Raw genomic sequence first — 25,175 nt, 5'->3', positions numbered from 1 at the left:
CGCGGACTGTGGACCGGGGCTTCAAGAACAAGGCTGCTCCTCTAGCGGATGTGAGAATGATGCACTCGACTGTCATGAGTTGGCCGCAGCGTGTTGCGGCTTTGGTTCTCTCGGGGCCCCACGGGGCTCGCGCGTACCTGCGGATCTCCCTGGCGTTCTGTCTCGCCGCCGGGCTCGCGGCTGGCACGGCGCAGGCCCAGCCCAAGCCGAGGGCCGTCGGCGCCGCCGATGCGAAGACCAAGTCCGGCAAGCCCCTCAAGGGCAAGCTCCCCAAGAAGGGCAAGGGCGCCCAGGCCGCGCCGCCCGCGCCGGCGCCCGCGCCCGCGCCGGCTCCGATGGAGGGGATGTCCACGGATGATCCCACGGCCTCCCCGCCGCCGGATGCGTCCTCCTCGCCCGTGCCGAGCGGCAGCACCGAGTCGCCCACGCTGCCTCTGCCGCCGCCCTCCGAGCCGGCTCCGGCCCCGGCTCCCGTGACGGCGCCTGCCTCCGCGGCGGGCTCCTCCGCGGCGAGCTCGCCCGCGACGCCTGCTCCCGGCGGTCTGGCGGGCAACCCGCTCGATACCTCCAACACCCCGTCTTCTTCGCGCTTCTCCGGGCCGACGGGCACGGGCGCGCTGCCGCCGCCCTCCAGCATGGCGGGCATTGGCCCCGAGGATCCGCTCGGTGGAGCGAACTCCATCGAGGAGGGCGTGAACAAGCTGCTGAGCGAGGCGGTGGTGACCACCGCCGGTAAGCGCGCCCAGAAGATCCAGGACGTGCCCCTCACGGTGGCGTGGATCCCCGCCTCGGAGCTCGAGGGCACCGGCGCCTTCAGCCTCTGCGAGGCCGTTCAGTACTTCCCCGGCCTGGAGTGCCGCCGCGGCGCCATGCGCAAGGTGGCGGTGAGCGCCCGCGGCCTCGGCTCCAACTACCTGTCCAACCGCCTGCTGCTGCTCAAGGACGGCCGCCCGCTGACGGATCCGTGGACGGGCCAGTTCTACGCGGATGAGACCACGCCGATGACCAACCTGAAGCAGGTGGAAGTCATCCGCGGCCCTGGATCCTCGCTGTACGGCTCCAACGCCTTCAGCGGCGTGATCAACCTCATCGAGCGTGAGCCGGGCGACCTCATCCAGGAGGGCCACAACGTGGGCGCCGATGGGCGCTTGCTGGCGGGCCAGAACAACACCTACCGCGTGCAGACCACGGTGGCCGGCCGCGGCGGCCCGGTGGAGGCGCTGGCCAGCTACTACGGCTTCTTCTCGGACGGCCCGCAGCTCTTCACCGACGCGCGCAAGCAGATCACCGACACCAACGAGGACTCGAAGGTGAATCAGGTGAGCGGCAAGGTGAAGGTGAAGAACTTCTCGCTCAACGCGGACTTCACCGACTCCAACCTGGGCCGCCCGGGCGGGCAGCAGATCTCCACCGTGGGCAACTGCGGCCGCTGCCACTACACGCCGGACGACAACGAGCACGTGCAGAACCTCAACGCCTCGGCCCAGTTCGATCAGCAGGTGACGGACAACGTGCGCGTGTTCGCTCAGGGCTACACGCTCTTCAAGCGCCGCGTGGTGAGCCTGAAGAACCTGATCACCACCGATCTGCAGCCCTCGCTCGGCAAGCGCCGCCGCTACGGCGGTGAGGTGCGCGCCCTGGCGTCCCTGGGCAAGCTCAACCTCACCTTCGGCGGCGACGCCAAGGACGACCTGGTCAACAACCAGAACGTGCTCACGGGGCTGACCTCGGATGACACGAAGGAGACCATCATCGGCGGCTTCGTGGACGCCGAGTACCGGCCGACGCAGCGGCTGGTGCTGGGCGCCGGCGCCCGCTACGATCGCTACCAGATCCCCGACAAGATCTGGGCCCACCGCACGGATCAAATCTCTCCGCGCGCCAGCATCGTGTTCCACGCGATGGATGATCTCACGCTGCGCACCAACTACGGCCGCGCCTTCCGCGCGCCCACGCTGGCGGAGCTGGCCATCAACCAGCAGATGTACGCGGCGACGCTGCTGGGCAGCTCGGACCTGCGCGCCGAGACGCTGGACACCTACGAGCTGGCGGTGGACTTCTGGCCCTTCCAGCGCCGGGTGCGCCTGACGGCCACGGGCTTCTACAACCGCGCCCAGAACTTCATCAACCAGACGCTGCTGTTCGGCTCCACCTCGCAGTTCCGCAACATCGGCAACGCGCGGGTGCTGGGCGCCGAGCTCGAGGCCTCCGCGCAGATCCCCGCCGCCAACTCCTCCTTCGACGTGGCCTACCAGTACCTGGACGCGACGAACCTGCCGTATGACGGCAGCCCCTCCACCCAGCTGGACTACGCCCCGCACCACCGCGTGTACGCGCGCGCCCGCACCAACATGGGCAAGCTGGGCTTCGTCGAGGTGTATGGCCTGTATGTGGGCAACCGCTTCGATCCGGGCTTCATCGTGGAGGACACGGGCGAGACGCAGCGCGTGAGCCTGCCGGGCTATGTCACCGCCAGCGCCCGCATCGGCGTGAACGTGTCGGATGAGATGTCCGTGTCGCTGCTGGGCACCAACCTCTTCGACTCGAAGTACGAGGAGTCTCACGGCTTCCCGGCGCCGCCTCGGGGGCTCTACACGGAAGTCAAGCTTCACTACTAGCAAGGCCGCTGTGCGAACCGCCCCCCACCTGGAGGCCACCCGTGGCCTCCTGCTGATCGCAGATCCTTCGCTCGCACCGACGGTGCTCGAGCAGGTAGCCCCCACGCTGGCACGCGGTGGGGTCTCCCTGTACTCGAGCACCGACGAGGCGGGCAGCCCGCGAGGCCCTACCCGCCGGCTGGTCCTCTTTGACGGCCGGCTCACGCCGGCGCACGCGGAGCTGCTCACCCGCGATCCGCCCACGCTCCTGCTCGCCACCCGTGCGCCGGACAGTGGCCCCACCGAGTGGGAGGCGCACCTGCTGGGGGCGGTGCTGCGAGGCGGCACGCTGATGCCCGCCGGGCTGTCCGTGGCCCGGCAGCGCATCCGGCGGCTCAAGGACATGCAGTACGCGGCGGAGGCGGCCTCGCTGGTGGTGCAGGAGTCCGGGGGTTCCAAGACGGCGGCCCAGCTGGCGGCGGACGTGCTGCACGAGCTGGCGGCCAATGCCTTGCTTGACGCTCCGGTGGACTCGACGGGCCAACCGAAGTACGCACACCGGCGGACGGAGGTGCAGGAGGTGGAGGCGGAGGACGCCTGCGAGCTGGCGCTCGCGGTGGACGGCGCGAGGATGTACCTGGAGGCGGTGGATCGGTTCGGCCGGTTGACGACGGGGCCGTTTGCCCGGGCGCTGGAGTCTTACGGGGGGCGCGTGCAGGTCAATTCTTCGGGCGGTGGGGCGGGGCTGGGGCTGAGGCGGATGATCGAGCACAGCGATGCCATTGCTGTGCGTGTGGTGCGAGGGCGTGAGTCGCGGGTCCTTTGCGCGGTGGATCTGGGGGATGCGCGCCGCCGAGCGGCGCTCCCCAAGTCGCTGCTCTTCTGTACGGAATGAGGGTAGGGCCGGTGGAGAACCAGGGTTCCAACGCAGTCATCAACCGCTTCCGCGTGGGCAACATCACCCACGTGCGGATCTCCGGCGTCATCGACGAGACGTTCCCGCTCACGTCCGCCAGCCCCGATCTCAACGGGATTGTCATCGTCGATCTCGGCGCGATCGATCGCATCAGCTCGTTCGGCGTGCGCAAGTGGATCGAGTTCGTCTCCAGGCTGCCGCCGGGCGCCATCAGCATGTACGTGGTCTACGCACCGCCGGTGGTGGTGGACCAGCTGAACATGGTGGAGGGCTTTGCGGGCGTCTCGCGCGTGCTCACGGTGTTGGCGCCGTACACGTGCAAGACGTGCAGCGAGGACCGGCTGCGCGCCGTGAACCTGATGGACGAGGCGCAGATCATCTCCGAGAACCGCGCCCCCGAGCACAACTGCCCGGTGTGCTCCAACCCGCTGGAGTTCGCGGATCTGCCCGGCGAGTTCTTCGGTTACATGCGCCGGCAGAACCTGGGCACCGTGGATCCGGTGGTGATGCGCTACCTGCGGCTCTATGTGGCCGCCGAGCCGCTGGATCTGCCCACGCACCTGAAGGTGGTGCAGGACGATATTACCTACGTCACCCTGGCCAGCGTGATCCGGGGTGACTTGAACGTGCGCCGGCTGGCCTCGGGGCTGGAAGGGCGCGTGGCGTTCGACTTCTCGCACGTGGCCAAGGTGGAGCTGGAGGGCGTGCTGAAGCTGGAGCAGGTGCTGGAGACGGCCAGCAAGGGCTCGCAGGTGGTGCTCTGCCGCGTGCCGCCCTCGGTGCTCTCGCCGCTGGCCAAGTCCGGCAAGCCGCTGCCGGCGAAGATCCACTCGCTGTGGCTGCCGTACGAGTGCCAGAACTGCGGCCAGCTGCACCACCAGCGCCAGCACGCGGCCACCTTCCTCCAGATGCTGCGCCAGAACGAGGGCCAGGAGCGCCCCTGCTCCGTGTGCGGCGGCGCCTCGCGGCTGGCCTCCATCCCCAACCTGCCGCAGTTCCTGGCGCGCGTGCCGCTGACGGATCGCCTGCTGGAGGACGTGGAGGCGCTGGAGGCCAAGGCCACCACGCAGTTCCTCTTCGCCGCCAACGCCGAGCCCCAGGCCAACCCGGGCAACACGGACATCAGCGGCTCGCACGGCGGCGGCAAGCTGCAGATCATCCGCCGGCTGGGCCAGGGCGGCATGGCCGAAGTCTTCCTCGCCAAGCAGGTGGGCGTGAAGGGCTTCGAGAAGTTCCTGGTGATGAAGAAGATTCTCGCGCAGTTCGCGGAGAATCCCGAGTTCGTGGACATGCTCTTCGCCGAGGCCCGGGCGAACGCGCGCCTGACGCACCCCAACGTGGTGCAGACCTTCGACGTGGGTGTCACCGAGGGCGTGGCGTACATCCTGATGGAGTACGTGCGCGGCCCGGACTTGAAGCGGCTCATGAACGAGCTGCGCCGCAAGGGCCTGGCGCTGCCCATGGAGCACGCGCTGAAGATCGTCGCCGAGACGGCGGCGGGCCTGCACTACGCTCACAGCTACGTGGATCCGGCCGGCAACGCGCACCCGGTGGTGCACCGCGACGTCAGCCCCCACAACATCCTCGTGTCGCTCGACGGCGCCATCAAGCTGAGCGACTTCGGTATCGCCAAGGTGCAGGGCGAGGATCACACCCAGGCGGGCGTGCTCAAGGGGAAGATCTCGTACATCTCCCCGGAGGCCGCCGCGGGCCGTCCGCTGGACGCGCGCAACGACGTGTTCGCCCTGGGCGTGGTGCTCTTCGAGCTGCTCACCGGCCAGCTGCCGTTCCGCCGCGATCATGACGCGGCCACGCTCAACGCGATCGTCCGTGAGCCGGCGCCCGTCCCCTCGCAGCTCAAGCCGAGCATTCCCCAGGACGTGTCGGATCTGATCCTCCGCGCGCTGGTGAAGGATCCGTCGCGGCGCACGCCCTCGGCGGCGGCCATGCGCGAGGAGATCGAAGCGGTGATGGCGCACCACCGGCTCAACTCCTCGCCGGCCGCGGTGGCCCAGTTCTTCAAGGACACGCTGTCGGACAGGCTGGTGGAGTACGCGCCCGCCTCGGCCGGAACCTCGTCCGGCTCCGGCTCGCACCCGCGCATCTCCACCGGGAACACCGGCGAGCTGGCTCCCTCCGACACGCGCTCCTCGGCGCGGCTGGCGGGGTCTGCCTCCAACTCCGGCACCGGCTCGGGCTCCCGTCCCAACCTGACAGGCTCGCGCCCCGGCGTCGGCTCCGGCCCTCGTCCCAACCCCGTCGCTCCGCCCCGCACGGGCAGCGCTCCCCGGCCCATCCCGGCCGCGCAGCCGGCTCAGGCTCCCGTGGTCGAGGCTGCCAGCATGGAGGCGGAGGCCCCCATGAGGCAGGCCGCCGGCCAGCAAGCCCGGACGGGGCAGACAGGGCAGCGCCCCGCGCTCTCGGGGGCGGCCCCGGCGGCCCAGGCTTCCGCCAGCGGCTCCACGCGCTCGAGGATCCAGCAGATGCCCACCACGGGCTCGGCCGCGCCCGCTCCGTCCGGGGTGGCCTCCGCGCCCATGGCCGCCGTGGCGCAGGGACCGACGACTTCTCAGCGGGCCGCTGCGGCCTCGGCTCAGGCCGCCGCGGTGGCCACCGCCCCCGTGCAGCGCCCCAGCACGCAGATGGCCTCGGTGGCGACGGCTCCTCGCTCCGCGCCCGCTCCGGCCCCCGCGCAGTCCCGGGTTGCCATGCCGGCGGTGGCGCCCGCTCCCGTCCCCGTGCCCCCGGCGCCCGCTCCGGCTCCGGCCGTCACGCCCGAGCAGGCCTCGTCGCGCAAGGGGCTCGTCATCACCCTCTCGGCCCTCGTGGCCCTGGCCATCCTGGGGTTCGCCGCCTGGCGCTCCCTGGCCAGTGGCGGTGGCATCGAGGTGGTCAACCTCGCGCCCGGTGAGCGGCTCTACATCAGCGGCATCCGCGTGGATGGTTCCCCGCGCCTCGAGAAGCCAGGGGCGCTGCTCGTGTCCACCGCCGTGGATGGCAAGCTGCACCGCTTCGGGAGGACGGAGCGCCGGGATCGCATTGACGTGCGGACCATCCCCGAGGCGCTGTCGCAGCCGGGCGCGGGCACGCTGAACATTGGCGGCGATCCCGCTCCCTGCCACGCCAAGGTCGGCAACGACATGCTGCAGAGCGCCACTCCGCTCAAGGCGCCCATCGAGGCGGGCAAGGAGCTGGACGTCATCGTCACCTGCCCGAGCGGGGTGTTCGCCACCTCGGTGATGGCCGTGCCGGGGCAGGAGATCGACATCGATCCGCGGCCGAGGAAGTAGGCCCGGGCGCGGGGAGGCCCGGGGCGCGGCCGCGCCTCAGTCGTGAGAGCCGACGTGCCGGTCCCCGTGGCTGGGGCAGATCCAGTGGAACGCGCACGAGCACTGCACGGCCCTGGCCCGGGCACAGCAGCGCCCGCCGAAGTGCGCTGGCAGGGGCGGCTCCGCTCGGTCCGGCGAGCTCAGCACGTTGAGCCACCGGGCCCGCCAGCCCGGGCGCCCCGGGCGCTGCTTGAAGGCCCGCTGGCCGGAGCGCGCGGGGATGCTCTGGCAGCACCCTTCCCGCAGGCAGCCCGGACAGAGGGAGCGCTCGCAGTGGGCGCACCAGTCGAAGATCTCATACACCTGGCCGCGCCGCTCGCACCCCGCGCATACATCGAACATCCCTGATCCTCCCGGCTACCTGGAGCCACGGTAGGATCCGGATCCGACATGAGGCTCCGGGGCCACGCCGCGAGGGTGGGAGCCCTGCCGCGTGGCCCGTGCGACCCGAGTCCAGGGAACGTGTCGCGCAGCGGGCATGTTTTACAGAGAAGAGCATCGCGGAAGGTTCAGTGCCGGGCGAAGAGGCTTGCTCGCCTGCTCGACGCATTGGAAGCCGGTGGCTGTGCTGAGCACCGAGATTGCATCGAAAGTCTGGATTTCGAGGCTCCGCCTCCCTACATGGGAAGGGTCATGGTGCAGCGCAGAAAGGTCATCGGGGTGCTGGGTTCCGGCAGGGACGAGTACCGCGAGTGGGTGGTACCCCTGGCGCGGTGGATCGCCGAGCACGGGTACGATCTGCTCACGGGCGCCGGCGAGGGCGTCATGCGTGTGGCGGCGGAGGCGTTCGTCGCGGTGCCCGGGCGCAAGGGCCTGTCCATTGGCATCGTCCCGGGCGAGCTGGTGGACGGGGTGTACCGGGCCCGGGCCGGCTACCCGAACCCGAGCGTGGAGCTGCCCGTGTTCACCCACCTGCCGCTGAGGGGCTCGCAGGGTGAGGAAGCAATGAGCCGCAACCACCTCAACGTCCTCACGGCCCAGGCGCTCGTGGTGCTGCCGGGAGGGGCGGGGACGGCCTCCGAGGCGGCGCTGGCCGTGCGCTACCGCAAGCCCGCCGTGCTCTTCGGGCCAGAGCGGGAGTTCCGGCGTTTTCCGGAGCCCTTGGAGCGCACGGACTCGCTGGAGCGGGTCTGCGACTGGCTGCTGGAGACGGTGCACTAGCTGGGTCTCGCAAACCTGCGGGGTTGGCCGCGCGAGGGCTCTGCTATGCTGGGTGGCAAAGAGTTCCGCCACCTTGTGCCTCCTCTAGCACGGCAGCCCAGACGCCGCCCCCTCCATGATCAGCCCTGACTATCCGCTGGCCAGTTGGTTCCTCGTGGTGGCCACCTTCTTCTTCATGGTGGTCGTCGCCCTGCCGCTGCTGTTCGTGCCGCTGACGTGGGCGCGCTGGTTCCGGTGGAAGCTGCCGGAGGGGGGCACGGATCTCACCGTCTACTTCGGGCGCTGCCTGGGCGGAGTGGCGCTGGCCATGCTGATCGCGATCGCGCACGCCATCCCGGATCCGAAGGGCTACTACCGCCTGTTCGATCTGGTGACGCTCACCTGCGGGCTGATGGTCCTCATTCACCTCTATGGCGCGGTGCGGAAGATCCAGCCGCTCTCGGAGACCTTGGAGATTGCCGTCTGGGCGCTGGTCTGCGGCCTGTCGATGTGGATCCGCTTCTCGGTGCTGGCCTGAGCCATGGCCGCTGACAGCCGCACAGCTCCCGAGGGGGGAGGCGTGAACGAGCGGATGACGCTGGCGTCGCTGGCCCCCTACGTCCCCGCGGCCATCGTGCGCAGGCTGGCGCAGCTGGGCGAGGTGCCCCTGCCTCCGGTGGAGTCGGCGCACGGGGCCAGCCTGTTGCTGGACATCGCGGGCTTCACGCCCATCGTCGTCTCGCTGAGCGGCGCCGGGCCTCGGGGCATTGACGCGCTCCAGCGCCTGCTGTCCAGCTACTTCACGGAGATGGTGGAGGGCATCCGGGACTACGGCGGTGACATCTACCAGTTCGCCGGGGACTCGGTGCTGGCCCTCTTCGAGCCGGACCGCGGAGAGAGCGACGCGGACGTGGTGCGGCGCGCGGCCATCTGCGGCACGCAGGTGCAGAAGCGGCTGGCCCGCTACGCCAGCGTGGAGCTGCTGGGACAGCGCTTCACCCTGTCCTCGCGCATCGGCGTGGGCGTGGGCGGCTGCTACCGGATCATCCTCGGTGAGCCGGACCAGTGGTTGCAGTCGGGGTTGATCGGCCAGCCGCTGGAGCAGGCGGTGGCGGCGGAGAAGAAGTCCGGCGGCGGAGAGGTGGTCCTCAGCCGCGAGGCCAGCGCGCTGCTGCCGCGGGGCTCGGCGGGGGAGCTGCGCGACGGGTTCCTGCACTTCGTGCCGCCGGCGAACCTCGCCACGCTGCCCACGCGGCCGCTGCCGGTGGGCGGCGCGCGGGCGCTGGGCCAGTGCTCGCAGCTGCTGCACCCGGAGCTGCTGCGCAAGGTCATCACCACGCACCAGGGCTTCACCGGAGACTTCCGCGATCTCACCTGCGTCTTCGTGCGCGTGGGCACCCGGAGCCCCCACGTGGACGCCGAGGCGTTCGTGCGGGAGATGAACGCCTTCTTCACGTTCGCCCAGCGCGAGAGCACCGCGCACCGGGGCGTGCTGCTGATGCCGGACTTCACGGACAAGGGCAACGTCCTCTACCTCGTCTTCGGCGCGCCCACCGCGCAGCAGAACAAGGAGGTGCTGGCCTGCCACTTCGCCAAGAAGCTGCTGCAGGGCCAGGCGATGTTCCCCTCCATCGAGGATCTGCGCATCGGCATCGCCACCGGCCCCGCGTACTGGGGGGAGATGGGGGCCCCCTCGCGCAAGGGCTACTGGGCGCTGGGCGAGGCGGTGAACCTGGCCGCCCGGCTCATGGCGCATGCGGGCAAGTCCGCCGTCCAGGTGGACGCGACCACCCAGCGCAAGGTGCACCACGAGTTCTCCACCGTGCTGGTGGGCAACGAGCAGCTCAAGGGCATCTCACGCGCGGTCCCCGTCTACCGCGTGCAGACCGAGTCGCGGCAGGTGCGCAGCCTGCTGATCAAGGGCCAGGGAGAGATCGTCGGCCGCCGGGCGGAGCTGGACACGCTGCGCCGGGCGGTGGAGGAGTCCGTCGCGGGGGCCGGGCGCATCTGCGTCATCTCGGGCGAGGCGGGCATCGGCAAGTCGCGCCTGTCCAGCCGGCTGGTGGAGCTGGCCGAGGCCCACGGCGCGCTGACGCTGTACGGCATCTGCTACTCCTACGAGACGTTCACCCCGTTCTTCCCGTGGAAGGAGGTGCTCGTCCAGGCCTTCCAGTTCCACGAGTCGCACGGCCCGGAGGAGCGGCTGGAGCGCATCCGCCGCCTCTTCCAGGGGCTGGAGGGGGTGGGGCTCGAGTGGGTGCCGGTGGTGGCGGCCATCATGGGCCTGTCCGTGGTGGAGTCCGAGCTCACCGCGGCGCTGGATGCGCGCCAGAAGAACCTGCAGGTCTTCCACATCATCCACCAGATCCTGGTGAAGCTGTCCGAGGCCATGCCGCTGCTCCTCTTCTTCGAGGATCTGCACTGGGCGGACCGGATCTCCCTGGATCTGATCGAGTACGTGGCCACGCGGATCTCCCCGCTGCGGATGACGCTGCTGGTGACGATGCGGCCGGGCGAGGCGCTGCGCTCGCTGCACGAGCTGGACACCTTGCGCATGGTGGAGCTGGCCCAGCTCAACGAGGACGACGCACGCGAGCTGCTGCGGCTGCACCTGAAGCTGTCTCCGCCCAACACGGCCCTGGAGGAGATGTTGCTGGCCAAGGTCCAGGGCAACCCGTTCTTCATCGAGGCCCTGGTGGAGGGGCTGGTGGAGGAGCGCCACCTGGAGGACCTGGAGGGCGGCGGCCGGGTGCTGCGCCGCAGCCTCCAGAGCATCCGCATCCCAGACTCCATTCAGGACGTGGTGCTCAACCGCATTGATCTGCTGCCGGAGCTGGAGAAGCTGATCGTCAAGGTGGCCTCCGTCGTCGGCCGCATCTTCTCGCTGGACGCCGTGCACGCCCTGCTGCCGGAGGGCATCGAGCTGGACGAGGCCAAGCGGGCCATGTCCGCGCTCACGGGCTTGGGGATGATCCTCCTGGAGATGGAGGAGCCCTTCACCTGCCTCTTCAAGCACATCGTCATCCGGGACGTGGCGTACAACACGCTGCTGGTGTCCGGGCGAGAGGATCTCCACCGGCGCCTGGCGCGCTTCCTGGAGAAGAAGGCCGAGGACACCCCCGTCAAGCCGGCCGGCATCCTCGCCTACCACTACCTGGCGGGGAACGACGAGGCCAAGGGGCTGGAGTACACGCTGATGGCCGCGCGGGCCGCCAAGCGGCAGTACGCCAACGAAGAGGCCATCCACCACTACAACAAGGCCCTGGAGGTGCTCTCCACCTCGGAGACGCTGGATCGGGTGGTGGTGCTCGAGGACACGCGCCAGGTCATGCTCGAGCTGGCGCAGACGCTGCTGCAGGCCGGCCAGTACCAGGACGCCATCTCGATGTTCGAGCAGCGCCTGGCCGATGAGGACGCGGCGGATCTGCGCGCGGAGATCCACGTGGGCCTGGGCCGCGCCTTCCAGGAGAAGGGCGAGTCCGGCCGCGCCATCCAGGAGCTGGAGCTGGCGATGAAGCTCATGGGGCGCGCGCCGCCGAGGACCCGGGCGGGGCTGGTGCTGCGCACGGCGCTCAACTTCGGCGTCCACCTGCTGAGCATCGTCTTCCCGGGGATCCTCCGGCCCGTGCCCGCCCACCGGCTGGCGCTCTTCATCAAGCAGCTCAACACGCTGATCTCCCTGGGGCGGATCTACTACTTCGTGGATCTCTCCAAGCTCATCTGGGCCACGCTGGTGGCCATCAACATGGCGGAGCGCTCCCGGACGGAGTACGGCCTGAGCCAGGCCAGCTCGTACTACGGCACCGTGCTCTTCGGCGCGGGGCTGCTGAAGCGCTCGACGCGCTACCTCGAGCGGGCGCTGGACTTCGGCCGGCGCTCGCGCGACTCGGTGGCCGAGGGCGTCGCGCTGCAGCGGCTGGGCTTCAACGCCATGTTCAAGAACGAGCTGGATCACGCCGGCAAGCTGGGCGAGGAGGCCGTGGCCATCCTCCGCCAGGTGGGCGAGCGGTGGGAGGTGCAGACCTCCATGATGGTGGTGGCCACCAGCCACTTCCTCGCCTCCCGCTTCGAGACGGCCGAGCGGTACTACCAGCAGATGGGCGAGCTGGGCCTGGAGCTCAACGCGATGATGCACCAGGGGTGGGCCCACGCCTGGGTGCCCATGTGCCGCTACCTCCGCGGGGAGGGGGACGTGGCGCAGCTCTGCGGAGAGCTGAAGAAGGGCCTGAACATCAGCATCGACGTGGATGATCTGGCCAACCAGTGCGCCGCGCTCAACCACCTGGCCAACGTCGCCGTGCGCGAGCACTGGGCCGAGGATGCCGCGAAGCTGGCCGTCCAGGCCTTCGACACGGTGTGGAAGTACCAGGTGCTGGTGCCCTTCCTCCAGATTGGCCTGGTGGACGCGGCCGAGGCGGCGCTCTTCGCGCTGGAGCAGGGGGCCACCTCGGTGCCCCGCTCGAAGCTGCTGCGGATCGTCCGGCTGGGCTCCTTCAAGGCGCGGGCCTTGTCCCGCATCTACCCGTACATGAAGGGCCCGGCGCTCCGGGTGACGGCCCGCTCCCTGCGGCTGCGCAAGGGCATCCCCGCCGCCGAGCCCCTGTTCCTCCAGGCCATCGAGATCCTCGAGAAGGGGCCCAACCGGTGGGAGCTGGGCGTGGCGTGCTTCGACGCGGCCGTGGCCCTGCCGCACCGGCGGGCGCCGCTGCTGGCGCGCGCCCGGGAGATCTTCACCGCCATCGGCGCCAAGGGCGAGCTGCGGCGCGTGCAGCGGCTGGAGGCCGAGGGCGCTCCGTTGCTGAAGCAGCCCGCGGCTCTGCCCTCGGCCACGGCCACCTCAGCTCAGTCGCTGCGGCTGTAGCCCCAGCTTCTCCAGCTGCTGCGCGTCCCACTCCTCGAGCGCGTCCTGGCCGGCGATGTAGCGGCGGGCCTTGTTCTTCACCGGGTTGCGGATGCTGAGGATCTCCGGCCCGGAGACGAGCAGGGCGCCCTTGTAGCGGGGCATGTCGCTCATCATCAGCTTGGAGCCGTAGTGCCGGACGATGTTGGGCAGCGTGCCCAGCGTGGAGCACAGCCGCTGGAAGTGCTCCACCACCTCCGAGGGGTGCAGGTTCTTCGGCCGGTGGCACAGGGTATAGCCGTCATAGTCCCGGCTGAGGGTGCCCGGCAGCAGGCGCCCCTCGGCTTGCAGCTCGCGGAAGAAGGGCGTCTCCGGGTACGGGCAGACGATGCCCAGGAACGTGATGGAGAAGTAGTGCAGGTCCGCCAGGTACTGGGGGATCTTCTCCAGGTACTCGTTGGTGTCTCCGTCCGAGCCGACGATCAGCCCGAACGACAGGACGATGCCGTGCGAGAAGGCCCGGCGGATCACCGCGTCGATCTCGGACAGCTTGTTCTGGCCCTTGTTCATGGACTTGATGGAGTCCGGGTTGAGCGACTCCAGGCCGGTGTAGATGTAGCGGCACCCGGCCTGCGCCATCAGCTTCACCAGCGCCTCGTCCTTGAGGATGTTGAAGGTGAGCGCGCAGCCCCAGATCTTCTTCAGGGGGATGAGCGCCTCGCACAGCTCGCGCAGGTACTTGGGCGAGCCGCCCAGGTTGTTGTCCAGGAACCCGAAGACGTTGTCCACCACGCCGAAGAAGTTCCGGTTCCACGTCATCTTCGTCTGGATCTCCTCGATGACCTGGGCCACGGGCCGGAAGCGGTACTTCTCGTGCCCGGTGAGCACGCAGAAGTTGCAGGTGAAGGGGCACCCGCGCGAGGCCTCGATCTGAGGCATCCGCCACCGGTTGCTCTTGTAGTCGATGAGATCGTACCGGTACGGCTGGATGGCGGCCGCCCCCAGCGAGGGCCGGCTGTAGCGCTTCTGGAGCTGGCCCTTCTCGAAGTCCTGGATGAGCGCGGGCACGTTGGCCTCGGGCTCTCCGGTGACCACGGCGTCGAAGTACTGCTCCACGTCCTCGGCGAAGTGGCCCGCGTGCCGCCCGCCCGCCACCGTCTTCATGCCCCGCTGGCGGAACAGCGTGGAGAGCACCTTCGTGTGCTCGTAGTACGAGTGCAGGTAGCTGAAGAAGACGAGATCCCAATGCCGGTCCAAGGGGATGTCCGTCTCCTTCTCGTTGAAGAGCTCGATCTCGGCGTGGGGCGGACACAGCCCGGCGATGAGCTCCGGAACGGAGGACTGCATGATGGACGGCTCTTTGACGCGCTTCCGGGTGGGATGGGTGTACGTGGCGATGATGGCAATGCGCATAATGGGGGTGAAATCTTGCCACACCGTTGAACGAAGGACAGTTTTAGAGTCGTTCATTCATGGAGGGCCCGGCGCATCCGCTCCAGCCCCTCGCGCAGCACGGCCCGCGGGCAGCCGAAGTTGAGCCTCACGAAGCCCTCGCCGCCCCGGCCAAAGCTCTCGCCGGGGTTGAGCGCGACGCGGGCCTGCTTGAGGAAGAAGGGGAAGGGGCGCCCGGCAATCCCCGCCTCGCGGCAGTCCAGCCAGGCGAGGTAGGTGCCCTCGGGGGCCGTGACGCGCACCCCGGGCAGCTCCGTGCGGACGAAGTCCACGAGCAAGTCGCGGTTGCCCTCCAGGTACTCCCGCAGCGCTCGGAGCCATGGATCTCCCTCGCGGTAGACGGCGTTCATCGCCGCGCAGCCCAGCAGGTTGGGCGCCGCCAACAGGCCCTCGCGCGCCGCGAGGAACTTCTCCCGGAGCGCGGCGTTCGGGATCACCGCGAAGGCCGTCTTCAGCCCGGCCAGGTTGAAGCTCTTGCTGGGCGACATGAGGGTGATGGTGCGGGCCTCCACCTCGGGGCTCAGCAGGGCGATTGGCAGGTGCGGGTGGCCGCGGAACACCAGATCGCAGTGCACCTCGTCGGAGACGATGCTCAGCCCCTGGCGCAGGCACGCCTCCGCCAGCAGGGTGAGCTCCTCGCGCCGGAAGACGCGCCCCACGGGGTTGTGGGGATTGGACAGCAGCAGCACGCGCGTGCGCGAGTGGATCGCCGCCTGGAGGGCCTCCCCGTCGATCCCGTAGGCGCCGCTCGCGTCGGGCGTCAGCACCACCTCGTCCAGGCCGAGCCCGAGGTTCTTCGCGCACTGGAGGATGGGGGGATAGACGGGGACCAGCGTCAGCAGGCTGTCCGCTGGCTGGGTGACGGCCCGGCAGGCCACGTGGAAGCCGGGGACGGTGCCGGGCAGCAGCACGACGGCCGAGGGATCCACCTTCCAGCCATGGTGCCGGGAGAGATAGCCGGTGATGGCTTCGAGGATCTCCGACTGCGGCTCGTAGGCGTAGCCCAGGACACCGTGCTCGAGCCGCTCGCGCATGGCGCGCAGGGCGACCTCCGGAGCCTGGAAGTCCATGTCCGCCACCCACATGGGCAGCACGTCCGGCCCGTACTGGCGCCACTTCATGCTGTCGCTGGGTCTCCGGTCGATGAACGTGTCGAAGTCAGGGGCCATGGCCCCACTTTCTCACGAGCCGCCCGGCGCTGGCGTGCGCACCGGGGCAGGGCGGGAGGCGGGAAAATAAAAAAGGGGCGCCCGTGAAGGCGCCCCTCGGTTCAGCGGATGGCAGTCAGCCGGTTACTCCGGCAGGCAGAAGAACGGCGGCGGCGGGTCCTCGTAGATCGGAGTGGGGCCCGGCGCGTACTGGGCCTGCAGCCCCAGGAAGCCGATGATGGTCGGCGCGGGCGGCGCGGCGACCGGCGGGAAGACCCACGGCCTCCTCGCCACGTTGTCCGTCTTCGTGTCCTTGAGCGTGTAGGCGATCACCGGCGGGGGCGGCCCGTTGGACGGCAACAACACGACGGCGATGCCGAGGGAGGCCGTCGTGGCCGTGTCGTTGACGATGAAGCCACGCGTGGAGCGCAGGCTGGCCGGCGGAACACCCGGAGGCGCCCAGTCAATGTAGTAGACCTGCCCGGCCGTGGCCTCGATGGCCACGGAGTCCGCCGGGGCCCTCAGATCGAAGTTGCCCGCGTGGAAGGCGTCGACGACGACCACCGAGAGGAACTTGGTGGGATCCAGGAAGTCCGTCACCTGGGTGGGCTGGCCCTTGACGACCGACAGGTACTTGGCGACGGCCTCCAGGATGCCGTTGCTGCCGACGCTCACGGCCTCCTGCGAGGTGCAGTGCCCCCAGACGGTGCGGATGGGGCGCATCGTCAAGGTGGGCATGTACTGCGTGGGAGGAATGGGCGCGAACGGCGGGTTCGGGAGGACGGGCGTCGAGGGGATGGAGCCCTGTCCCGTCGACACGATGAAGAACGGCGCGTCTCCGCGGCTGGGCACCTGGGGCAGCTGCCAGAAGCCGATTGGCGCCGAGGTCGCCGGGGGGCCGACGGGGTGCCCAGCGACTGGATCGAACGCGAGGACAGAGGCGCCCCCCACCGCCGAGCGCTGGTAGAGCGGGATGCCCTCGCTGAGGAACGGCGGCATGGTGCAGTTGGGGCCGCACGCCGCGATGCTCATGAAGAACGCCTCGGGATCCCACGCCACGCCGGAGACGCGCGTGGTGGGGGTCATGGCGCCGGCGGGCATGTACTCCGCCTCGGGGAAGAAGGTGGACTCGTCAGGAGCGGTGGACTGCTCGCACCCCACGCCAAGGAGGCACGTGCCAATGAGGGCCGCGGAACGGATGTAGCGATTCATGGTGAGCAGCATCCTTGTCAGTTCTGGGGGAGGATGTGGAGCTGGGGCGGTTTGTCGCCATGGCAGCTCTGGGCGCAGTTGCCGTACTGGCTCGGCTCGGTGCCGTTGACGAACTTGGAGGCGAAGTACTGCTCGCCGTGGGCCGACGGGTGGCACGAGGTGCACGCGAAGAGGCTCGGGCGGGTGGCGCTCTCCTTCTGCAGGTGGCAGGTGGTGCAGTCGTTCTTCGGCATGGGGTACTTGGCCGAGCGCATGTGGATCCGGTGGACGTGCTCCATGAGCGAGCCGGCGTTGGAGTTCTCGGTCGCGTGGCACGTCTTGCACGCCTCGACGTGGTCCACCGAGAGGCCATGGCGCAGGTTGTCCAGGGAGAGCACGCCGCGGTGGCACATCTGGCAGTTACCCACCCGGCCCGGGTAGCGCGTCTTCTCGGTGGTGCCCACCTGGAAGAAGAAGGGCTTGAGCTTGGCCACGCGCTCACCCAGCCAGTAGCGGTTGAACTTGACCAGGGCCACGTAGGTACCGGGCTGCGCGTTCTTGGGCAGCTGCACCCCGTAGCGCGTGTTCCACGCCGGCTCCATGTCGCCGAACAAGGCCGGGGTGGTCGACGTCTCGTTGATCATCGCGAAGGCGAAGGCGGGCGTCCAGTAGGGCTTGGGCTCCTTCGGGTTGCTGGCCGTCTTCATGTTCTGCAGCGGGCCGGCCACGTTGACCATGGGGAACTGGTCCACCTCGGTCAGGTTGGCGATGGTGGGCAGGCTCGCGTAGAGCAGGCCGTTGGTCTTGTTGGCGTTGAAGTCCGAGGTGCTCGGGAGCTGGTCCGGGTGGTGCAGCCGGTTGCCATCCCCGTCACGCACGTCCACCATGATGTTCACCACCTCGCCCGGCACGTAGTACTGGCCGTTGGCGGGGGGAATGAACTTGGCGGTCGGGTTGATGCCGAAGCCGCACTGGACCGTCTGGTTGCCGTTGTCGTCGTAGCAGGTGGGAGCGATGTCGTCCTTGGTGACGTAGGTGACCGGGAAGTAGAACGGCTCGTCCGGCAGCTGGCTCCAGGTGACGCGCACGGCGCCCGGGCCGCGCAGATCCGGGGTCTTGAAGGTCTTGAAGGGGTTGGTGCTGCCGACCACATCCATGCGCGCGATGGTGCGGTAGGTGGGCGACTGCGGAGGCCAGCCCGGGATCTCCGGCAGCGGGTGGACCTCGGTGTCACCGGGGAACTTCGGGGGACCCACGCCCTCCACGCGCCAGGTGAAGGAGGTGTGGCCCGACTGCGCCGACTCGACGAGGAACTCAGAGCGCTTGTACTCCACGGGCGTGCCGCGCACCGTGCCCTCCGCGTCGAGGAACTCGAGCTTGAAGGAATCGTCCTTGACCTGGCGCCAGCTGGCGTTGTCGAAGTAGACGACGCGGCTCCACCGGTCCTGGGAGGTGCCGGGGATCTGGTTGAAGAACAGCCAGTCCTCCAGGCTCTGGCCGACGTTGGTCCAGTCCAGGTTCTTGAAGCGCGACTCGCGCTTGATCCAGTTCAACGGCGCGGACATGTCCTGGCCGTTGGTGTGCTTGTTGACCACGGTGTCAGTGACCGTGAACTGGTTCCAGAAGTAGGTGTTGTTGGCCAGCAGGCGCAGCTCGCCGGGCGGGTGCACGTTGGGGAACGGCGGGGCCTCCGTCGGATCCGGGCACGTGTTCGGGTAGGGGATGGGCGTGGAGTTCTTGGGCACCGTCTGCCCCGTGGGCAGCATGGCGCAGCCGTTGTACCACTGCAGCGACAGGCGGATGGCACCTGAGGCAGAGGCCTGATACGGGTCGAACACCTGAGCGCCGCGGCCTTTCGCGTTCTCCGAATCGGACACATTCAGGAGATTGCAAGCGAGGCTGGGCAACAAGAGCGCACAGAGTGCGCCGGTCAGAAGTGAGGATCGGGTCATTGACACTGCACCAGAGTCGTTCTTATGGGCGGAATGGAGGCTGGCGGTCATAGCATAGGCACCTGTTACGGACAAAACGCAGCCCACGGATTAGGGATCCTGGGGCTTGACTCTCGGGGGGGCGCACCCTGGGGCGTGGGAGTGAGGCAGTGCGTCACGACCGGACGCCGGCCGGGGAGGACAACGGCAAAGCTCCTTCTGTCTGCAGGTAGACATGCTACGGCATTCCCCACGGAGGGGTCCAGGCACCCGCCCTGCTCGGTCAGCGGGCGGGGTTGCAGCCGGTGGGTTTTGGCGGGTGGTGGAGCCCTCCCTGGCAGAGCGTTTCCGGGAGCGCCCGGCCCCTTCTGCTCGCGGTGCTGGGAGGCGGCCAGGCTCGCTTGGCGCTCACCCAGGGATGCATTACGGTCCAGCATATCGAGATGGGTATGGAAGTCCGGAGGCCTGGGATGAAATGGCTTGCTGGGGTGGCGGCGGTGGCCGTGGTGCTCTGGGCCGGAGCGGCCGGCGCGCGCAAGGTGTCGCGCACGCACGCGGCCCCCCAACTGCTGAGCGAGACGGGGCTGTACTCCGACTTCCACCAGCACGTGGTGGCCCCGGAGAACCTGCAGTACTCGCCGCAGTACCCGCTCTGGACGGACGCGGCCGCCAAGCGGCGCTGGTTCCGGCTGCCACCGGGCACGTTCATCGACGGCTCCAAGCCCGATGCGTGGGTCTTCCCGGCGGGCACGAAGTTCTGGAAGGAGTTCTCCTTCGGCGGCCGGCGCATCGAGACGCGCTACCTGGAGCGCCAGGGGGACGGCACGTGGCTGTATGCCACGTACGCGTGGAACGCGGACGAGACCGAGGCGGTGCTCGTCTCGGACAAGGGCCAGCCGCGTGCGTACCCGCTGGGCGCGGGGCAGGCCCACTCCATCCCCAGCCTCAATGATTGCAAGGCCTGCCACCAGGGGCGGAGCGCGGAGGTGCTGGGCTTCAGCGCGCTCCAGCTGTCTCCGGACCGGGATCCGAACGCGCTGCATGGCGAGCCCATGCCCGCGCCGGGGGTGGAGCTGAGCTACCTGGTGAAGAACAAGCTGCTCCGGGGGCTGCCGAAGGCGCTGCTGGACACGCCGCCGCGCATCGCCGCGGCCAACCCCACCGAGCGCACCGCGCTGGGCTACCTGCACGGCAACTGCGGCCACTGCCACAGTGATGACAGCCAGCTGAAGAACCTGGAGTTCGCGCTGCGCCATGCGCTGACCCACGAGCCCGGCACGCTCGAGCGCGCCATCGCCACGGCGGTCTTGCACCCCGTCAAGGCCAGGGCCTCGGGGCAGACGCAGGATGCGGTGTTTCGCATCGAGCCCGGACACCCCGAGCGCAGCGTGGTGCTCCAGCGAATGAGCTCACGCTACGTGGCGCTCCAGATGCCGCCCCTGGGCACCGTGATCGTGGACAACGAGGCGACCACCCTGATCTCGCGCTGGATCGCGGAGAGCGCCGCGCCTGGGACGGCGCCTGCACCCTCGCAGGGGCCCAGCAGCGCGCACCGTGACGAGGGGCAATAGCCGGGGCTGCGTGGGGCCGTGCTTCAGAGCGTGCCGCTCTGGATGACCTGCTCGGCGCGGAAGCACAGCAGCCCCACGAAGAGGCCGAACTGGGCGAAGCGCTTGTTGGCCGTCTGCCCCTGCACGTAGCGGTAGTAGATCTGCTGGGCGATCACCGCGAGGCGGAACAGGCCGAACACGTAATAGAAGTGGAAGTCGTGGATGGGCAGGCCGGACTTGCGCGCGTAGTCGTCCACCAGCTCCCGGCGGGTCATCATGCCCGGCACGTTCGTGGGGAGCATGCGCGCCAGCTGGAGCTCCTCGGGATCATCCGCCTGGATCCAGTACGCCAGCGAGCACCCCAGGTCCATGAGCGGATCGCCCAGCGTGGCCATCTCCCAGTCGAGCACGCCGATGATCTTCAGCGGATCCTTCGGATCCAGCACGACGTTGTCGAACTTGTAGTCATTGTGGATGAGCGCGGCGCGCCCGCTCTCGGGAGGCAGGTGCCCGGCGAGCCACTTCATGAGCTCCTCGGCGTCCGGCACGTCGTCGGTGCGCGCCTTGCGGAAGCGCTCGTTCCAGCCCTCCACCTGGCGGCGCACGTAGCCCTCGGGCTTGCCGAAGTCCGCCAGCCCCGCCGCCTGCACGTCCACGTGGTGCAGGGCCACCTGCACCTCCACCAGGTGCTCGCAGAGCGTGCGCGCGTCCTGGGGGCTCAGCGTCAGCTCCGGCGGCAGATCCTTGCGGAGGATGATGCCGTTCAGCCGCTCCATTACGTAGAAGGGGCAGCCCATGACGCTCTCGTCCTCGCAGGAGACGGTGGGCTTGGGGCAGTAGGGGAACACGCGGTGCAGGGCGGAGAGCACGCGGAACTCGCGCCCCATGTCGTGGGCCGTCTTGGCCTTGGTGCCGAAGGGCGGCCGGCGGAGCACCCACTCCTGGCCGCCCTGGCGCAGCAGGTAGGTGAGGTTGGAGGCGCCGCCGGGGAACTGGGTGATCTGCAGCGGGCCGGTGAACACGGGGTTCTGGCGCTTCAGCCACTCCAGCAGCTTGCCGGCATCCAGCTCTTCGCCGGAGCGGGGGGCAGAGGTCTCGTCGCGAGTGCTCATGGTCGTTCCTCGGGGAGGGCTCAGCGGTAGGTGAGCAGGCTGGGATCGCCCGCGAGTTCCAGGTGGGCCACGGCGTTGAAGCCGGACAGCATCAGCGAGCCCTTGCGCATGCGCAGCTCGGTGACGGAGGCGTTGTAGATGGTCCAGTTGAGGGCGAAGGTCTTCTCGGTGGTGAGGCCCAGCGCGGCCTGGACGGCGAAGGCGATGGGGCCCCCCGAGGTGACGACGACGATGCGCTCGTGGCCGGAGCGGGCCAGGTGCTCCAGGCTCTCGCGGAGGCGGCCCTGGAAGGCCTCCCACGTCTCGAAGGGCGGGCGCTCGTGAGGGGTGCCCTCGATCCAGTGCTGCATCGCGCGCACGAAGGCCGTCTGAAACTGGCGCGTGTCGGAGAAGAGGGCGACCCGATCATCCGGCGACAGCCCCAGCTCCGCCATCACCCGGGGCAGGTAGGCGCCGAAGATGGCCTCGTGATCGTACTCGTTGAAGCCGGCGTGCGAGTCGGTGGAGAGCGGTGTCTCCAGGCCCTGGAGCATCGCCGCGAGCGTGGAGCGCTGCCGGTCCAGGGTGCCGCTGATCCAGGCGTCGGCTCGGAGGCCGGTGCGCTGGAGGTGCTGTCCGAGCAGGAGCGACTGGCGCTCGCCCAGAGGCGAGAGCCGATCATAGTGGCTGGCGCCGAAGGAGGCCTGGCCGTGGCGGACGAGGTAGAGGCGGGTCATTGCTCGGAGTGGGGAAGGGCTCGAAGCTAACGCCCGGGAGCGCGCCCGTCCAAGGCGTTCTTCAGGGATCAGCGGCCCTGGGCGAAGTGCTTCTCGTAGCGCTCCTGAAGCGTGGTGAAGTAGCCGCGCTCTTCCCAGAGGGCCGCGGCGAGCCGGTCCGCCAGGGAGGCCACCTCGGCGGCCTCGCCCTGCTCGGGCACGCGAGGCTGGGCGAGCAGGGGATTCAGCAGGGCCTTGGTGGCCTCGGCGATCAGCAGCTTGCTGCCCGCGAAGAGCCGTCCCAGGAGCTGGTTGATGGGGCGCGAGTCCAGCTCCTTGCACGCGGCGACGATGGCGCCATGCACCTTCAACGGAGCCTCTCCCTCCACGGTGCTCGCGCTGAGATCGCCCCGGGCCAGGGCGTGCTGGAGCAGGTAGCCGTGGTGCAGGGAGTACGAGGCCATGTCGACACAGTCCTTCACCCACAGCACGATGAAGGTCCTGCGGAAGATCTTCTTGAAGGGGAAGAGCGCCAGCGTCTTGAGGAGCCCGAGCAGCTGGCCCCCCAGCGTGGCCGTCACGTGCGAGCCGGCGAGGATCCCCACCGCCTTGGGCGGGACCGTGGACAGCCCATGCTCCGCGAGCACGGCCCGGACCATGCGCTCGCGCACCTGCCGGAGCGCGTAGTCATCCAGGAAGGGGATGGGGATGAGCGGCGTCAGCCCGGAGGCCACGGCATGGAACGCGATGCGCCCGAGCTCGGGAGGAGGGGAGCCGGAGGGTCTCGGAGTCGACTCGGTCATGGCCTATTCATACACCCCCGAACGGTGGAAGCGTCTTCCTCCGACCTGCTCCTCCGGAGGGTGTTACAAGCGGCGGCCGTGAAGGAACCTTCTACACCTCTTGATGCCAGCTTCGACTCGTTGGGGCTCAAGCCCCAGCTCGTCGAGGCCCTCCGGGACCTTGGATACGAGGAGCCCACCCCCATTCAGCGCACGGCCCTCCCGCCGCTGCTCGAGGGCAAGGATCTGCTCGGGATCGCCGCCACGGGCACGGGCAAGACGGCCGCCTTCGCCCTGCCGCTCCTGCAACACCTCACGCCCGGGGCCCGCGCGCCGCATACCGCCTCCGCGCTCGTGCTCGTGCCCACGCGCGAGCTCGCCATGCAGGTGGCCGAGGCCATCCACCGCTACGGCCAGAAGCTCGGCGTGAGCGTGCTGCCGCTCTACGGCGGGCAGGTGATCGGCCAGCAGCTCCGGGTGCTCAAGCGCGGCGTGGACGTCGTCGTCGCCACCCCGGGCCGCGCGCTGGATCACCTGGAGCGCAAGACGCTGCGGCTCGAGCAGGTGCAGATGGTGGTGCTCGACGAGGCCGACGAGATGCTCGACATGGGCTTCGCCGAGGATCTCGAGGCCATCCTCTCCGCCACCCCCGAGAAGCGGCAGACCGCGCTCTTCTCCGCCACGCTCCCGCCGCGCATCGCCGGCATCGCCGAGCGCCACCTGCGCAACCCCGTGCGCGTGCGCATCGCCAAGGAGAAGGTGGAGCCGGGCGAGCTGCCTCGGATCCGGCAGACGGCGTACATCGTCCCTCGGGGCTTCAAGGTGGCCACGCTCTGCCGGGTGCTCGACGTGGAGTCGCCCACGGCGGCCATCGTCTTCTGCCGCACTCGCACCGAGGTGGACGAGCTCACCGTGTCCCTCAATGGCCGCGGCTGGCGGGCCCAGGCGCTCCACGGAGGCATGAGCCAGGAGCAGCGAGATCGGGTCATCAAGCAGCTCAAGTCGCACACGGCGGATCTGCTGGTGGCCACGGACGTGGCGGCGCGCGGGCTCGACATTCCGAGGCTGTCGCACGTGGTGAACTACGATGTGCCCAACGCGCCCGAGGCCTATGTGCACCGGATCGGGCGCACGGGCCGGGCCGGGCGCGAGGGCGTGGCGATTACGCTCGTGGAGCCGCGAGAGCACCGGCTGCTGCGCAACCTCGAGAAGCTCGCGGGGCAGCGCATCGAGGTGGCCGCCGTGCCCACCGTGGCGGATCTGCGCGCCCGGCACCTGGAGCTCACCCGAGCGTCGCTGCGAGAGGTGCTGGTGGCCGGCGGGATCGATTCCTTCCGAGGCGTGGTGGAGGAGCTCGCCGCCGAGTTCGATGTGATGGACGTCGCCGCCGCGGCGGTGAAGCTGCTTCAGGAGTCTCGGGACGACGGCAAGGCTCGGGAAGAGGAGGAGATCCCCGCCGTCGCGCCGCCGCCGGAGAAGAAGCCCCGCTCCGAGCCCCCCGGACGAGCCCCCTCCACGGGGCGTTTGGGGAAGGAGCCTCCCGCCGGTGGACGCCCCGAGCGGGCGGATCGGAGTCCCCGGCGCCGGGCGGAGCGGCCGGACTGGGACATCACCCGGCTGTACATTGGAGCGGGCCGGAGCGCGGGCATGCGCCCGGCGGATCTGGTGGGAGCCATCGCGGGCGAGGCGGGCCTGGAGTCCTCGAAGATTGGAGCCATCCAGATCGCGGATGCCTTCTCGCTGGTGGAGGTGCCCGAGCCGGACGCGGAGCGGATCATCACGGCGCTGCGTCAGGCGACCCTCCGGGGCAAGAAGGTCCCCGTGCGCCGGGATCGGGGCTGAAGGCGCTGGCGGAGAGCGGCAGCTCTTCGCGGGGGAGCCACCTGCCCGCGGAGCCCGTGGTTCCTGGAGCGAACACCACCCGGCATGTCCTCCTCTGCCGGGTGGCGGCCTCCTAACCTGCTCCCCTGTTCACACCAAGGGGTGCCCATGCTCTGGCGGATTCTCTGGAAGGCCGAAGCGCTGTTCCTTGCCGTGTTGGTGGGGTGCAGCACCGCTCAGCCAGTGATCCGGGTGGACTCAGGAGCAGAGGGAGAAACGCTGATCTACATCTCCCGCGCCGCCACGGCGGAGCCCGTGGAGGTGGCACCGGAGCAAGTCACCGAGGCGATCCGAAGACTGGCGCGCGAGGTGCGCTTGACGGGCTCACCCCGGCAGACAGTGGAACGACTGTTTCAACTGGACGCGCTCTATGGGGATTACCTCTACCTGCTGCGAGAGCGAAAGCTCGTCCCGCTGGAGTCGGGCGTGCCCCTGGAAGGGGCGTTGACGGAGGGGGAACAGCAGCTCGTCAGCCGTTACAAGGCATGGTGTCGCAGTGCCCAGGGTTTCGAGGGCGATTGCCTGGGGGGCGCGCTCGTGGGGGGCAAGTACCTGGACATGCAAGGCCGGTACATGCTCGCCATGGCCTTGAGCAAGAGCCCCGTGCTGGA

The 25,175-nt window shown here is 69.4% G+C and carries 16 protein-coding genes and 1 pseudogene; 9 read left to right on the top strand and 8 right to left on the bottom strand.

The window, feature by feature from the left end; genetic code table 11:
- The first annotated feature begins 74 nt into the window (after positions 1-74).
- The 3 genes from ACJ8AT_RS13760 to ACJ8AT_RS13750 are packed head-to-tail and all read left to right on the top strand — an operon-like array spanning position 75 to position 6,803.
- Positions 75-2,618 carry a TonB-dependent receptor plug domain-containing protein gene (locus ACJ8AT_RS13760; RefSeq protein ID WP_407738167.1) on the top strand — a complete coding sequence of 848 codons (2,544 nt, stop codon included), beginning with the start codon at positions 75-77 and terminating at the stop codon, positions 2,616-2,618.
- Positions 2,619-2,628: 10 nt separating this feature from the next.
- A complete protein-coding gene (locus ACJ8AT_RS13755; RefSeq protein ID WP_407738166.1) occupies positions 2,629-3,492 on the top strand; it encodes a hypothetical protein in 864 nt (287 codons plus the stop codon).
- An 11-nt stretch (positions 3,493-3,503) separates the two neighbouring features.
- Positions 3,504-6,803, top strand: coding sequence for a protein kinase domain-containing protein (locus ACJ8AT_RS13750; RefSeq protein ID WP_407738165.1), 3,300 nt, complete (start codon positions 3,504-3,506; stop codon positions 6,801-6,803).
- Positions 6,804-6,839: 36 nt separating this feature from the next.
- Here ACJ8AT_RS13750 and ACJ8AT_RS13745 read toward each other — a convergent pair whose 3' ends face one another.
- Positions 6,840-7,184: a hypothetical protein gene (locus tag ACJ8AT_RS13745; RefSeq protein WP_407738164.1), complete on the bottom strand. Its 345-nt coding sequence runs from the start codon at positions 7,182-7,184 to the stop codon at positions 6,840-6,842.
- Positions 7,185-7,475: 291 nt separating this feature from the next.
- Between ACJ8AT_RS13745 and ACJ8AT_RS13740 the strand changes: the two genes are divergently transcribed.
- The 3 genes from ACJ8AT_RS13740 (at position 7,476) to ACJ8AT_RS13730 (ending at position 12,843) form a co-directional block, all read left to right on the top strand.
- A complete protein-coding gene (locus tag ACJ8AT_RS13740; protein WP_407738163.1) occupies positions 7,476-8,003 on the top strand; it encodes a molybdenum cofactor carrier protein in 528 nt (175 codons plus the stop codon).
- Positions 8,004-8,118: 115 nt separating this feature from the next.
- Complete coding sequence (locus tag ACJ8AT_RS13735; protein WP_407738162.1) at positions 8,119-8,520, top strand: hypothetical protein; 402 nt, start codon at positions 8,119-8,121, stop codon at positions 8,518-8,520.
- Between the two features lie 3 nt (positions 8,521-8,523).
- Positions 8,524-12,843, top strand: coding sequence for an AAA family ATPase (locus ACJ8AT_RS13730; protein ID WP_407738161.1), 4,320 nt, complete (start codon positions 8,524-8,526; stop codon positions 12,841-12,843).
- Here the strand turns inward: ACJ8AT_RS13730 and ACJ8AT_RS13725 are convergent.
- The 4 genes from ACJ8AT_RS13725 to ACJ8AT_RS13710 all read right to left on the bottom strand — a co-directional run bounded on the left by ACJ8AT_RS13725 (position 12,820) and on the right by ACJ8AT_RS13710 (position 18,490).
- Complete coding sequence (locus ACJ8AT_RS13725; protein ID WP_407738160.1) at positions 12,820-14,235, bottom strand: B12-binding domain-containing radical SAM protein; 1,416 nt, start codon at positions 14,233-14,235, stop codon at positions 12,820-12,822. The genes ACJ8AT_RS13730 and ACJ8AT_RS13725 overlap by 24 nt on opposite strands.
- A gap of 53 nt (positions 14,236-14,288) precedes the next feature.
- A complete protein-coding gene (locus ACJ8AT_RS13720; protein WP_407738159.1) occupies positions 14,289-15,443 on the bottom strand; it encodes a MalY/PatB family protein in 1,155 nt (384 codons plus the stop codon).
- Positions 15,444-15,566: 123 nt separating this feature from the next.
- The gene (locus tag ACJ8AT_RS13715; protein WP_407738158.1) at positions 15,567-16,634 is read right to left on the bottom strand and encodes a hypothetical protein; all 1,068 of its coding nucleotides are present in this window, start codon (positions 16,632-16,634) and stop codon (positions 15,567-15,569) included.
- Between the two features lie 17 nt (positions 16,635-16,651).
- The gene (locus tag ACJ8AT_RS13710) at positions 16,652-18,490 is read right to left on the bottom strand and encodes a hypothetical protein (RefSeq protein ID WP_407738157.1); all 1,839 of its coding nucleotides are present in this window, start codon (positions 18,488-18,490) and stop codon (positions 16,652-16,654) included.
- 524 nt (positions 18,491-19,014) lie between these two features.
- Here ACJ8AT_RS13710 and ACJ8AT_RS13705 point away from each other — a divergent pair.
- Positions 19,015-20,115 carry a hypothetical protein gene (locus ACJ8AT_RS13705; RefSeq protein ID WP_407738156.1) on the top strand — a complete coding sequence of 367 codons (1,101 nt, stop codon included), beginning with the start codon at positions 19,015-19,017 and terminating at the stop codon, positions 20,113-20,115.
- Between the two features lie 23 nt (positions 20,116-20,138).
- Here ACJ8AT_RS13705 and ACJ8AT_RS13700 read toward each other — a convergent pair whose 3' ends face one another.
- The 3 genes from ACJ8AT_RS13700 to ACJ8AT_RS13690 form a co-directional block, all read right to left on the bottom strand.
- Positions 20,139-21,206: a phosphotransferase family protein gene (locus ACJ8AT_RS13700; protein WP_407738155.1), complete on the bottom strand. Its 1,068-nt coding sequence runs from the start codon at positions 21,204-21,206 to the stop codon at positions 20,139-20,141.
- 20 nt (positions 21,207-21,226) lie between these two features.
- On the bottom strand, positions 21,227-21,922 hold the full coding sequence (locus ACJ8AT_RS13695) for a histidine phosphatase family protein (protein ID WP_407738154.1): 696 nt from the start codon (positions 21,920-21,922) through the stop codon (positions 21,227-21,229).
- 68 nt (positions 21,923-21,990) lie between these two features.
- Positions 21,991-22,704, bottom strand: coding sequence for a hypothetical protein (locus ACJ8AT_RS13690; protein WP_407738153.1), 714 nt, complete (start codon positions 22,702-22,704; stop codon positions 21,991-21,993).
- Positions 22,705-22,782: 78 nt separating this feature from the next.
- Between ACJ8AT_RS13690 and ACJ8AT_RS13685 the strand changes: the two genes are divergently transcribed.
- Entirely contained in the window at positions 22,783-24,525 is a 1,743-nt protein-coding gene (locus ACJ8AT_RS13685; RefSeq protein ID WP_407738152.1) for a DEAD/DEAH box helicase, read from the top strand.
- A gap of 147 nt (positions 24,526-24,672) precedes the next feature.
- Positions 24,673-25,175 (top strand): annotated as a pseudogene (locus tag ACJ8AT_RS13680) (hypothetical protein); the annotation flags it as partial.

The sequence above is a fragment of the Hyalangium sp. genome (assembly GCF_045802625.1).
Classification (GTDB): Bacteria; Myxococcota; Myxococcia; order Myxococcales; family Myxococcaceae; genus Hyalangium.
This window is presented reverse-complemented; position numbering and strand designations above follow the sequence as displayed.